Source organism: Pseudomonas sp., from assembly GCF_050739655.1.
In the GTDB taxonomy this organism is placed as follows: Bacteria; Pseudomonadota; Gammaproteobacteria; order Pseudomonadales; family Pseudomonadaceae; genus Aquipseudomonas.
In genome coordinates, this window is sequence record NZ_JBOIBY010000553.1 from 1 (window position 1) to 11594 (window position 11594).

At 60.3% G+C, this 11594-nt stretch carries 11 protein-coding genes; 3 read left to right on the forward strand and 8 right to left on the reverse strand.

The features are described 5' to 3' along the window. Positions 1 to 190: 190 nt before the first annotated feature. From ACRESJ_RS26475 to ACRESJ_RS26495, 5 genes are all read right to left on the reverse strand, one after another. The gene (locus ACRESJ_RS26475) at positions 191 to 592 is read right to left on the reverse strand and encodes a heme-binding protein (RefSeq protein ID WP_431760505.1); all 402 of its coding nucleotides are present in this window, start codon (positions 590 to 592) and stop codon (positions 191 to 193) included. Between the two features lie 16 nt (positions 593 to 608). Beyond that, entirely contained in the window at positions 609 to 1829 is a 1221-nt protein-coding gene (gene glcF, locus ACRESJ_RS26480) for a glycolate oxidase subunit GlcF (protein ID WP_431760506.1), read from the reverse strand. Positions 1830 to 1832: 3 nt separating this feature from the next. Continuing rightward, positions 1833 to 2897, reverse strand: coding sequence for a glycolate oxidase subunit GlcE (gene glcE / locus ACRESJ_RS26485; RefSeq protein WP_431760507.1), 1065 nt, complete (start codon positions 2895 to 2897; stop codon positions 1833 to 1835). Further along, positions 2897 to 4396, reverse strand: coding sequence for a glycolate oxidase subunit GlcD (gene glcD / locus ACRESJ_RS26490; protein ID WP_431760508.1), 1500 nt, complete (start codon positions 4394 to 4396; stop codon positions 2897 to 2899). Before glcD ends, glcE begins: the two co-directional genes overlap by 1 nt. A 118-nt stretch (positions 4397 to 4514) precedes the next feature. Next, positions 4515 to 6278, reverse strand: a complete 1764-nt coding sequence (locus ACRESJ_RS26495; RefSeq protein ID WP_431760509.1) for an L-lactate permease — start codon at positions 6276 to 6278, stop codon at positions 4515 to 4517. Positions 6279 to 6449: 171 nt separating this feature from the next. On the opposite strand from ACRESJ_RS26495, the gene ACRESJ_RS26500 reads away from it, so the two are divergent. Further along, a complete protein-coding gene (locus ACRESJ_RS26500) occupies positions 6450 to 6686 on the forward strand; it encodes a hypothetical protein (RefSeq protein WP_431760510.1) in 237 nt (78 codons plus the stop codon). Positions 6687 to 7131: 445 nt separating this feature from the next. Here the strand turns inward: ACRESJ_RS26500 and ACRESJ_RS26505 are convergent, their stop codons facing one another. After that, positions 7132 to 7551, reverse strand: a complete 420-nt coding sequence (locus ACRESJ_RS26505) for an organic hydroperoxide resistance protein (RefSeq protein WP_431760511.1) — start codon at positions 7549 to 7551, stop codon at positions 7132 to 7134. A 537-nt stretch (positions 7552 to 8088) separates the two neighbouring features. Between ACRESJ_RS26505 and ACRESJ_RS26510 the strand changes: the two genes are divergently transcribed. Further along, entirely contained in the window at positions 8089 to 8556 is a 468-nt protein-coding gene (locus ACRESJ_RS26510; protein ID WP_431760512.1) for a cupin domain-containing protein, read from the forward strand. Positions 8557 to 8602: 46 nt separating this feature from the next. Here ACRESJ_RS26510 and ACRESJ_RS26515 read toward each other — a convergent pair whose 3' ends face one another. Beyond that, positions 8603 to 10033: an MFS transporter gene (locus tag ACRESJ_RS26515; RefSeq protein ID WP_431760513.1), complete on the reverse strand. Its 1431-nt coding sequence runs from the start codon at positions 10031 to 10033 to the stop codon at positions 8603 to 8605. 131 nt (positions 10034 to 10164) lie between these two features. Between ACRESJ_RS26515 and ACRESJ_RS26520 the strand changes: the two genes are divergently transcribed. Beyond that, a complete protein-coding gene (locus tag ACRESJ_RS26520) occupies positions 10165 to 11085 on the forward strand; it encodes a LysR family transcriptional regulator (RefSeq protein ID WP_431760514.1) in 921 nt (306 codons plus the stop codon). On the opposite strand, the gene ACRESJ_RS26525 is transcribed toward ACRESJ_RS26520, so the two are convergent. Then, a complete protein-coding gene (locus tag ACRESJ_RS26525; protein WP_431760515.1) occupies positions 11071 to 11340 on the reverse strand; it encodes a hypothetical protein in 270 nt (89 codons plus the stop codon). The genes ACRESJ_RS26520 and ACRESJ_RS26525 overlap by 15 nt on opposite strands. Between the last annotated feature and the right edge of the window lie 254 nt (positions 11341 to 11594).

Genomic DNA, 11594 nt, shown 5'->3' on the forward strand with positions numbered 1-11594 from the left:
AGGATGCGCAAGTGGCGAAAGCCGGGGCGCAGTGTCTAAAGTGAACCAACAAGCACCACAGATCCCCTGTAGGAGCGAGCTTGCTCGCGAAAAACCTGTAGACGCCGCGATCATTCAAGATGCTCGCGTCATCGTTAACGTTTTTCGCGAGCAAGCTCGCTCCTACAGGGGATCTGTGGTGCTTGTTGGTTCACTTTAGACACTGCGCCCCGGCTTTCGCCACTTGCGCATCCTGCTCTGCCTTGACCCCGGAAACCCCGACCGCGCCAATCACCTGGCCGCCGACAATGATCGGCACACCACCTTCGAGCGACGTCAGCAGTGGTGCCGACAAAAACGCGGTGCGGCCACCATTGACCATTTCTTCATAGCCTTTGGACTCGCGGCGCCCCAACGCTGAGGTGCGGGCCTTTTCGGTGGCGATGTAGGCACTGATGGGCGAGGCGCCGTCGAGGCGTTCGAGCGCCAGGGGATGGCCGCCGTCATCGACCACCACAATGGTCACCGGCCATTGATTGTTCTGGGCTTCGGTACGTGCCGCAGTGAGGATCTGGCTGACTTCAGCCTGGCTCAGGATGGCTTTGCTCTGCATAAAAATTCTCCGTGGGCTATTGGGAAAGGGCGTCTTCGACCAGTTCAATCCAGTGCCGGACCGGGGTTCGGCCCGCGCCGTCCAAGTGTGACTGGCAGCCAATGTTGGCCGTGACAATGATTTCGGGATAACCGCTTTCCAGGGCATTCATCCTGTTGTCGCGCAATTGCCGAGAAAGTTCCGGCTGGGTCAACGAGTAAGTGCCCGCCGAACCGCAGCACAGATGGCCGTCGGGTACGGTCGTCAGGTTGAACCCCAGGCGCATCAGCAACGCTTCGACCGCGCCTCCGAGTTTTTGCGCATGCTGCAGGGTGCAGGGGCAATGGAAGGCCACGCGTCGAGCGTTGTGAATGCCGAGCTGTTCCAGCGGTTCGTCACGCAACACTTCGACCAGATCCTTGGCCAAGGCACTCACTCTTTTGGCCTTGTCGGCATAGGCCGGGTCGCGCTCCAGCAGATGCCCGTAGTCCTTGATAAAGGCACCGCAACCGCTGGCGGTCTGCACGATGGCTTCGGCGCCTTTTTCAATGCTCGGCCACCAGGCGTCGATGTTGTGCCGGGCGCGATCAAGGCCCGAGGCCTGGGCGTCGAGGTGATAATCCACGGCGCCGCAACAACCGGCTTCGCGAGCGGGTGTGACGCTGATGCCCAGTCGATCGAGGACGCGCGCGGCGGCGACATTGGTATTGGGAGACAACCCCGGTTGCACGCAGCCTTCAAGCATCAGTACGTGGCGGGCATGGTGGGTGGCGGGGCGCTCCTTGGTCACTGGCGTGCTGCGCGGCAACTTGCTTTGCAGTGCACCGGGCAGCAACGCCCGGAACATCTGGCCGCTGTTTACCAGGCCTTTGAACAGCTCCGGATGCGGCACCAGCGTGCGCAGCCCTTCACGCAGCAGACGCTGGCCGAGGGGGCGCGGCACTGCCGCATCGACGACGGCCCGGCCGATGTCCAGCAAGTTGTGGTAGTCGACGCCCGAAGGGCAGGTGGTTTCGCAATTGCGGCACGACAGGCAGCGATCCAGATGTTGCTGGGTTTTCTGCGAGACCTCATTGCCTTCCAGCACTTGCTTGATCAGATAGATGCGCCCTCGCGGCCCGTCCAGTTCATCGCCCAGCAGTTGATAGGTCGGGCAGGTGGCATTGCAGAAACCGCAGTGCACGCAAGTGCGCAGGATACTGTCGGCTTCTGCTGCACGGGGCAGTCGGCGGGCGTTTTCACTCAAGGTGGTCTGCATGGTTCAAAACTCCGCGTACAGGCGTCCGGGATTGAAAATGCCTTGGGGATCGAGTTGCTGCTTGAGGTTGCGGTGATAACGCATCAGTGCATCGGGCAATGGCTGGAACGGACTATCGGTGAAACCGTGGCTGTAGCAGGTCACGTGCCCGCCAGCCTCGCGGACCACCTGGCGAATGAACGACGCCTGGGCGTCGGATTTGAGCCAGCGCTGGGCGCCGCCCCAGTCGATCAGTTGCCGGCCCGGCAGGGACAGGCGCGGTGTGTTGTTCGGCAGGGACAGACGCCACAGCGGCTGGTCCTCGTCGAAGAAGCTCAAGCGCTGTTCGTTGAGATCGGCCCAGTAAGTCGATTCCAGGTGTTCACCGCCCAAACGGTCATGGGCCGCCGTCACCGAGCCTTCGCCGCCTTCGAGCCGCAAGTGCAGGCGCTCACCGTCATGGCACGCGGCGCTGATCGGCAAAGGTTGCTGGCCCCATTCCGCCAGGCGCAACAGGGCGCGTTCGGTGTTCATTTCCAGGCTGATACTCAAGGCTTTCCGAGGTTTTGGCAGGACCTTGAGCGACACTTCCGTGATCAGGCCCAAGGTGCCGTAACTGCCGGCCATCAGCCGCGACAGGTCGTAGCCGGCGACGTTTTTCATCACCTCGCCACCGAAGCGCAAATGCTTGCCCAGGCCAGTTATCACCCGTGTGCCCAGGACGAAATCGCGGACCGAGCCGGACCACGGCCGACGCGGTCCCGACAGCCCGCAGGCGATCATGCCGCCCACGGTGGCGTCATCGCCGAAGGAGGGCGGTTCACAGGGCAACATCTGCTGCGCAGCGTCCAGTACTTGCTTGAGTTCGGCCATAGGCGTGCCGCAGCGCACCGTGATCACCAATTCGGTCGGGTCGTAGCTGACGATGCCTCGGTGCGAACGGGTGTCGAGTATTTCTCCCGCGGTCATGCGGCCGAGAAACGCCTTGGTGTTGGCACCCTGCAGGCGCAACGGTGTGGCATTTTGCAGCGCCCGGTTGACCTGCTCCAGCAGCGCCGCGCTGTCATCCATATCGACTGGATCGTGCATCAGAAGCGCTCCAGGTCAGGGAAGGGCAATTGCCCTGCGTGCACGTGCATCGCGCCAAATTCGGCGCAGCGGTGCAGGGTCGGGATGTTCTTGCCGGGGTTGAGCAGGCCGCTGGGATCGAACGCTGCCTTGACCGCATGGAACAGGGTCAGCTCATCACTGTTGAACTGCGCGCACATCTGATTGATCTTTTCGCGACCCACACCGTGTTCACCGGTAATGCTGCCGCCCACCTTCACACACAGCTCCAGGATCTTGCCACCCAGGGCTTCGGCGCGATCCAGTTCACCGGGTTGGTTGGCATCGAACAGAATCAGCGGGTGCATATTGCCGTCACCAGCGTGAAATACGTTGGCCACCCGCAAGCCATATTCGTTGGAGAGCTCGGCAATCGCCTTGAGGACGCCGGGCAGTTCGCGGCGCGGGATGGTGCCATCCATGCAGTAATAGTCCGGTGACAGCCGACCTACAGCCGGGAATGCATTCTTGCGACCGGCCCAGAACCGCACGCGTTCGGCCTCGTCCTTGGCCAGGCGCACTTCGGTGGCACCGGCCTGTTCGAGCACTTGTCGCACGCGGTTGCAGTCGTCGTGCACGTCGGCCTCAACGCCGTCGAGTTCGCACAACAGAATCGCCTCGGCCTCCACCGGATAACCGGCGTGGATGAAGTCTTCAGCGGCGCGGATCGCCAGGTTGTCCATCATTTCCAGGCCTCCGGGAATGATCCCGGCAGCAATGATGTCGCCTACGGCGCGGCCGGCCTTTTCCACCGAATCGAACGCCGCCAGCAGCACCTTGGCGGACTGGGGTTTGGGCAGTAATTTGACCGTCACTTCGGTGATCACCCCGAGCATGCCTTCGGAGCCGGTGAACAGTGCCAGCAGATCGAGGCCCGGGGAATCGAGGGCATCGCAGCCCAGGGTCAGGTGTTCGCCATCGACGGTCAGGATGTCGACCTTGAGCAGGTTATGCACGGTCAGCCCGTATTTCAGGCAGTGCACGCCACCGGCGTTTTCCGCGACGTTGCCGCCGATGGAGCAGGCGATTTGCGAAGAAGGATCAGGCGCGTAGTACAAGCCATACGGCGCGGCGGCCTGGGAAATCGCCAGGTTGCGCACGCCTGGCTGAACCCGTGCGGTACGGGCGGCGGGGTCGATCTGCAGGATCTGGTTGAAGCGCGCCATCACCAGCAGCACGCCTTTTTCCAACGGCAATGCACCGCCGGACAAACCGGTCCCGGCACCACGGGCGACCACCGACACCCGCCGCTCATGACACAGGCGCAGCACCCCTTGCACCTGCGCGATGTCACGGGGCAACACCACCAGCATCGGCGTGGTGCGGTAGGCGGAAAGCCCGTCGCATTCGTATGGCTTGAGTTCTTCCTGCTGGTGCAGGATTTCCAGGTCGGGCATCTGCGTGTGCAGGGCTTGCAACAGCGCGGCTTTATCGACGCTGGGCAACGCGCCGTCAACGCGTTCATCGTAGAGAATGTTCATTGGCGTACGACCCTCGTCTTGTTGTTATGTGAGGTCTGACTGGAGTCTACAAAACACCACGCCCGGACGATGAACCCGGGCGTGATCAAGGTTTAGCAGAGATAGGCTGTCACTGGATTCAATGTCCGCCCACCACCATATGACTGAACGGTGCGACATATGCTTGCAGCGTCACCAGCCCGCCGACCAGGATCGCCAGGATGATCGAGTGGAAGAACACGTAGCGCAGAATCTCCCCTTCATGGCCATACCAGCGGGTGGCCGTTGAGGCGACCACGATCGACTGCGCATCGACCATCTTGCCCATGACCCCGCCAGAACTGTTGGCGGCGGCCATCAACACCGGACTCAGGCCCAATTGCTCGGCGGTGACCCGTTGCAAACCGCCGAACAGCACGTTGGAGGCGGTGTCCGAGCCCGTCAGCGCCACGCCGAGCCAACCAAGCAAGGTGCCGAACATCGGGTAGAAAATCCCCGTCGCGGCAAAGGCCAGGCCCATGGTCGCGTCCAGCCCCGAATATCGCGTGAGGAAGCCCAGGGCGAGCATTGCGGTGATGGTGATCAGTGAATAGCGCACTACCCAAAGGGTTCGCAGGTACTGATGGATCAGTTGCGGGATCGAGTAGCCCATCAACAATCCACCGACAATCGCTGCCAGCAGGATGCCGCTACCGGTCGCGGTGAACCAGGTGAATTTGTACACCGCTTCTTCGACTTTCGGCGCGGGCACCACCGGTGGGACCTTCTCGATCTGCTGGTGAATGGTGGTGAAGGTCAGGACCGGGGCGAAAACCGGGTTGGCTTCGCGCAGCGGTTTGCCCTGCGGGTCGAGCTTGGCGGCGCTGGTGGCCGGATCGATCGCCGGGCGGGTATCGAACATGTTCTTGAAGTTCTGGGTGCCCCAGGCGAAGACGAAGATGGTGAGGATGATCCACGGCATCCACGCGCGCATCACGGCTTTCTTCGAGTCACTGGAGAAGGCGGCGGATGGCGTGGTTTTGGATTCATATTCGGCGTCGATCTTCGAATCGTCGACCCGCCCGGTCAGTGCGGCGGACGTGTGCACGGTGGCTGGTTTCCAGACCTTGAGGAAGCCCGTCAGGCACGCCATGGAAATCAGCGCGGCAATCACGTCCACCAGCATCGGTCCGTGATAGTTGGAGACGATGAATTGCGGAACCGCAAAACTGACACCGGTGACGAGGATCGCCGGCCAGATTTCCAGCATCTTGCGCCAACCGGCGAAGGCCCAGATCAGCCAGAACGGCACGATCACCGAGAAGAATGGCAGTTGCCGACCGACCATCATCGACAGTTCCATTTCATCCAGCCCGGTGACTTTGGCCAGGGTGATGATCGGCGTACCCAGGGCACCGAATGCCACGGGGGCGGTGTTGGCGATCAGCGCCAGGCCCGAGGCGGCCAGCGGCGAGAAGCCCAGCCCGATCAAAATCGCCCCGGTCACCGCCACCGGCGTACCGAAACCCGCCGCACCTTCGAAGAATGCGCCGAAGCAGAAAGCGATCAGCAGCAACTGCAGGCGTCGGTCATCGGTGATCCGCGCCAGGGAATCCTGCAGCACTTTGAACGAGCCGTTCTCGGTGGTGAGCCGGTGCAAAAAGATGATGTTCAACACGATCCAGCCGATCGGCAACAGACCGTTGGCCGCTCCGTACAACGCAGCGGAACCGGCCATGTTGGCGGGCATGCCGAAAGCGAAGATGGCAATCAATAGCGCCGAACCCAATGCGAGCAGTGCCGCCAAGTGAGCCTTGACGTGGAAGAACGCGAGGGCTGCGAGCATCACCACCACCGGGACGGCGGCCAGGAGGGTTGAAATTAGCGGGTTGTTGAACGGATCGTAGATTTGCTGCCAGACCATTTACCACCTCTGCTTTTTATTGTTGGATGTGCAGACCCCAAGGGGGGCGGTGGCCTGAAGTATAGGTGGCATTTAGCTGCTGTCAGATTCGGCACCCGGACCTGCGAATTCGAGGGGTTGAGCTAGCCTTTCCAGTTAGGTTCGAGTACAGCCGTCGGGAGGAAAACAGCAATGACTGAGCGCCATCTGGAACACAAGGAAACGCTATCGAACGGATGCAGCATCCGGGTCAAAGCCGAAATTCTTAAAGATGGATCGCTTGGAATGTTCATCGGCGTCTACCGGCCGGACGGCTCGGTGATCGACGAAAATCACGACCCCAAGCCGCACATGCTCGACATGGAGGCGGCGATGGATTGGGGGATTGATATTGCCAAGGGCATCGGCAATAGCCAGCGCAGTTTGTAATGGCGGTAATACGATTACATTGGTCCGGGATGCGATAGCATTTTTGGGTTTTGCAGCACCGGCCGAAGAACGAAATCGGTCTAAAAACACCGACCCACGCGCTGAACGTTTTGCTACTCTGAAGTTGTAGGCGAAAACGCAGACTGATGCGCAAGCGGATAGCGAGGACGCGTGGGGCGCGCTCCGAAGGGTACACGGTTAGAAAGATCTCCGCGCTGAGATCCAGCCCTTATGCCGTGTGAAGCAGGACAGCGCATATAGCTGTTTCTGTGAGAGTCCTGAGAAACCTCGTAAGCCAGAGACCAGCACTGGCCGCCTACAATGGCTCTCGAAGCCTACTTGTGCAGCTGCATACATTCAGTCTGCCAAGATCAAATGCCCCGGAGTGTCGGGGCATTTGTTTGTCTGGCTTTCCAAAAGCGCCGTTGTCGCTGGCGCTATCCCATCAAACCAGATTGATCGTAACGTCGATGTTGCCTCGGGTGGCCTTGGAGTACGGGCACGTCTGATGGGCTGCGTCCACCAGCGTGCGGGCCAGCGTGGGGTCAACGCGCGGCAGGCTGACGTTCAGACGCGCCTGGAGGAAAAACGCGTTATCGGTCTTGCCCAGGTCTATTTCGGTCGCGACGCTGACGTCAGCCGGCAGATTCACCTGCAACGCAGAGGCGGCTTTGCCCAGCGCGCCGATGAAACAGGCCGACCAACCGGCACCCAACAGTTGCTCAGGATTGGTGCCGCTACCTGAAGAGCCCGGCGCAGAAAGCTTGATGTCCAGACGCCCGTCGTCGCTGCGCGACTCGCCTTGACGACCGCCGGTGGTGACAGTCTTGCCGGTGTACAGCACGGTTTCGATTTGATTGATCATGGGGGTTCCTGCAAAAGAATTTGGGTGCTTGAGCACTTGCCTCAAGTGCGGCCCACTTTTTCATCCTTATGTAGGTGGTGTGTGTCATGAACCGAGGGTTGTGTATGACTGTGTAGCTTGCCAGGGGAAAGCTACACAGCGATACAAATCCGGTGCTTCGGCCATTCTGGAAATCAAAAGATCGCAGCCTCGTTGCACTCGACAGCTCCTACAGGGGTGTGGGTGCTTGGTGAGATTGGGTACGACACAAATCCGTAGGAGCCGGCTTGCTGGCGATGATCGTCAATGCTCTGCGTTTTGTCAGGCTGATCGCGTCCAGTTAGGCGGATGCTCATGGGCTGGGTTCATTAAATCTGCAGACGGCTACACCCGTGTATCTCAACGTATCAGCTTCCGCGCAAGCTACTTGCACATACAAAAACACCTCTGATGGGACACGAACCCGATACACGAGGGCTGCGTAATGGGGCTGCCGCACAACGGCGCTGCCGCACAACATCTCGCGCACATTTACCCCGCGCTCATTGGAGAATTGCGATGTCCCGAAACAACAAAACCAACGCCGCCAGCCTGCTCGGCGTCGCCATCGTCGCCGCGGCACTCACCGCATTCGCAGGTCTGTCTCAAGCCCAGGAGACCAAAGCTGCCGCCGATGCCGGCCAGGCACCCGCCAAGAACTGGCAAACCGGCATCAAGCGTACCGATCTGATTCATCGCGACCTCGATGTAGAAGGGCGGGAGGTGATTCAAGTGCTCGTCGATTTCGATCCGGGTGTCGTGTCGCCAAAACACTCTCATCCTGGTGTCGAAGTCGCCCACGTGATTTCAGGGACGTTTGAGTACGAGATTCAAGGCCAGCCAAATGTCACGCTCAAGGCCGGTGATTCCTTGTACATCCCGGCTGGCACCGTGCATAAGGCGACGAACGTCGGTAAAGACAAGGCTTCGGAACTGGCAACCTACATCGTCAAGAAAGACGTACCGCTGTTGAAAGTGGAGCAGTAAGCATCTGAGTTGGCGTCAGCCCGCCTGCAGGTGGGCTCGGCGCTGTTCAACCTTGTTCCTGTTTCGTGACCAATGCCCGGCCGCCCAGCGCAATCAGGCAGGCAACACCCATCAACGCCAAGGCAACGGTAAAGGTCATGCGCATGCCGCTGGCAATTGCCTCGGGTTGCGCGGTGCTGATATCGGCACTCGCCGAAGTAATGCCAAACACCGCCCCCAATACCGATGCACCGGTGATCAGGCCCAGATTGCGTGACAGGTTGAGTAAACCGGACACCACACCACGTCGATCAGCCTGCACCTCGGCCATGACCGCAGTGTTGTTGGCGGTCTGGAACACGGCATAACCCAGGGTGATGACCACTATCGGAACCATGTAGCCGCCCAGGCCGTAGCGGCTTGGCAATACCGACAGCAGGAAACAGCCGAGCGCGATGGCGATAAGTCCGCTGAACGTCATGGTTTGCGCACCGAATCGATCGGTCATTCGCCCGGCGGGCACACCCGTCAACGCCGCGACCAGCGGCCCGACAGACATTACCAATCCAACCTCGACAGCGTTCAACCCAAGGCCTTGCGCGAGGTAGAACGGCCCGACCACAAGGGTCGCCATCATCACCGTCGTCACCAGCAGGCTCATGGCGAGGCTGCCACTCAATTGCGGGTCACGGAACATCGCCGGACGAATCAATGGCGCAGCCACGCGCTTCTCAATCCACACAAACAGTCCGCCACCCAGGCAAGTGGCCAACAGCAGCGTGATATTCAACGGGCCGAACTGCCCGTGTCCAAGGGTCATGGCCAGCGCATAGGCGCTGAGGGTAAGGACAAGAAACAGGGTGCCCAGCGGATCAAACAGGGCCCGTGATGCGTTTGAATTGCGCTGATCGGCGGGCAAATGGCGCAGTGCGAGCAGCAAGGTCAGCAGCCCTAAAGGCACCGTGATCAGGAACATCGCCCGCCAGCCGAACTGGCCAATCAGCAAACCGCCCATCGACGGTCCCAGGGCCGTGCCAATGGCCGACATGGTTCCTAGAAGCCCCATGGCGCGGCCGGTCTTCTCCTTGCTCACGGTTTCACCGACAAATGCCATGGTCAGCGCCATCATGATTGCCGCACCCAGACCTTGCAGCGCCCGCGCACCTATCAGCAGTTCAAGGCTCGGTGCCAGGCCGCACAAAACCGAAGCCAGCGTGAACAAACCAATACCGGACAACAACAGGCGCCGCCGCCCGATGAGATCGCCAAGCCGGCCGACACTGACAATCAACGTGGTAATGGCCAGCAAGTACGCAAGGACCACCCACTGCACCTGTTGAAAGGAAGCGTCGAATACCCGGGTCAGCGTTGGCAACCCGACATTGGCAATGCTGGTGCCGAGCGAAGACAACAGCATCGACAACGACAGACTGGCCAAGGCCCATTTCACGAACGACGCCTGTTGCGCAGTTTCAGGGTTTGCGGTTCCGGCGTTCATAGGTGTCCTCACGTTTGCTCACTCCCGATTGGAGCTATCGCAAAGCTACGCCGGCACCTAACATGGCGGAAGACGCACCGATTGCACTGATTACATGCACCAAACGCCATCTCAACTAGCTGGGGCGCTACATGTCCACTCCCGATTTCAATTTGTTGGTGACGCTGGATGTACTGCTGGCAGAAGGCAGCGTGGCGCGCGCCGCCAAGCGCCTGCGCTTGAGCCCGTCAGCGATGAGCCGAGCGCTGGCGCGCTTGCGCGAGACCACGGGTGATCCGCTGCTGGTGAGGGCGGGACGCAGCCTGGTGCCCACACCTCGGGCGATTGAACTGCGCGACCGGGTTCGTCAGTTGGTGCAGGACACCGAAGCGGTATTGCGTCCGGCCGAGCAGCCGGACCTTACGCAGCTGACACGTACCTTCACCCTGCGCACCAGCGAAGGTTTCGTCGAAAACTTTGGTGCGGCGCTGATTGACCGTGTCGCCGTGCAAGCGCCGGGTGTGCGGCTACGCTGGTTGCACAAAGTCGACAAAGACAGCGATGCGTTGCGTGAAGGGACGGTCGATCTGGAAACGGGTGTCGTTGGCAAAGCGACTGGGCCTGAACTGCGCACCCAAGGCCTGTTCCGCGACCGCTTCATTGGCGTGGTGCGCTCGGGGCATCCGCTGTGTGAGGGCGATATATCGGCCGCGCGCTATGCGGCTGGTAGCCACATCAGCGTATCGCGAAGAGGGCAGGACAAAGGTCCAATTGACGAAGCTTTGGCGTTGCTGGGGCTGGAGCGGAAGATCGCGACGATCGTTGGCGGCTTCTCGACGGCGCTGGCGCTGGCAAGATCCACTGACCTGATTGCCAGTGTGCCCGAACGCCACTCCGCCAGCCTGCGATCCGGCATGTATAGCTTCGTGCTGCCGGTGACGATGCCGCCGTTCACGGTGGCCATGCTCTGGCATCCACGGCTGGATGCCGATCCGGTACACCGTTGGCTACGCACCTGCCTGCGTGATGTGTGTGCACCGGCAGAAGATAAAACGCTTTTAAAAACTCAATGAGCGCGACGAGCGTGGGGCATTTTGAGCCATTTCGATCTCCAGCAAATGCTCGGCCAGAATGTCATTGAGAAAGCGGAACTGATCGTTGAGCCCGACCACTTCGTTATTGAAGTGATGACCGGCTGCCGGAATCAACAGGTCTGAGAATTTTTCGTTGAAAGCCAGGGTCAATACCTTACGGGACTCGAATTGCTGCGAGTAGTAGTTGTTGCCGAACACCGGAAAGCTCACGGCCAGGGTGACTTCGTTGATCATGACGTGCGCTCCTCGGAAATTACGAACCAGCCAAATACGCTCAACGTGAAGGCCGTCAGGGCCAGACAGGTCAGGAGATGGATCAGCATGATTCGACCCTCCGCTACAGGGTTTCGTGTTGGGTTGAAACTGATCCTACGCTGACGGTGGTGGGGCGGAAGGCAATCGTGGCGATTGTGAATATCGATGGGAGTGATGGGCGGGCTTAAGAACTGTAGGAGCGAGCTTGCTCGCGAAAAACGTTAACGATGACG

Excerpts from the sequence above, each read along its gene's own strand:
- ACRESJ_RS26505 (WP_431760511.1), bottom strand. The coding sequence starts at position 7,551 with ATGATCAATCAAATCGAAACCGTGCTGTACACCGGCAAGACTGTCACC.
- glcE (WP_431760507.1), bottom strand. The coding sequence starts at position 2,897 with ATGCACGATCCAGTCGATATGGATGACAGCGCGGCGCTGCTGGAGCAG.
- ACRESJ_RS26500 (WP_431760510.1), top strand. The coding sequence starts at position 6,450 with ATGACTGAGCGCCATCTGGAACACAAGGAAACGCTATCGAACGGATGC.
- glcD (WP_431760508.1), bottom strand. The coding sequence starts at position 4,396 with ATGAACATTCTCTACGATGAACGCGTTGACGGCGCGTTGCCCAGCGTC.
- ACRESJ_RS26525 (WP_431760515.1), bottom strand. The coding sequence starts at position 11,340 with ATGATCAACGAAGTCACCCTGGCCGTGAGCTTTCCGGTGTTCGGCAAC.
- glcF (WP_431760506.1), bottom strand. The coding sequence starts at position 1,829 with ATGCAGACCACCTTGAGTGAAAACGCCCGCCGACTGCCCCGTGCAGCA.
- ACRESJ_RS26515 (WP_431760513.1), bottom strand. The coding sequence starts at position 10,033 with ATGAACGCCGGAACCGCAAACCCTGAAACTGCGCAACAGGCGTCGTTC.
- ACRESJ_RS26495 (WP_431760509.1), bottom strand. The coding sequence starts at position 6,278 with ATGGTCTGGCAGCAAATCTACGATCCGTTCAACAACCCGCTAATTTCA.
- ACRESJ_RS26510 (WP_431760512.1), top strand. The coding sequence starts at position 8,089 with ATGTCCCGAAACAACAAAACCAACGCCGCCAGCCTGCTCGGCGTCGCC.
- ACRESJ_RS26475 (WP_431760505.1), bottom strand. The coding sequence starts at position 592 with ATGCAGAGCAAAGCCATCCTGAGCCAGGCTGAAGTCAGCCAGATCCTC.
- ACRESJ_RS26520 (WP_431760514.1), top strand. The coding sequence starts at position 10,165 with ATGTCCACTCCCGATTTCAATTTGTTGGTGACGCTGGATGTACTGCTG.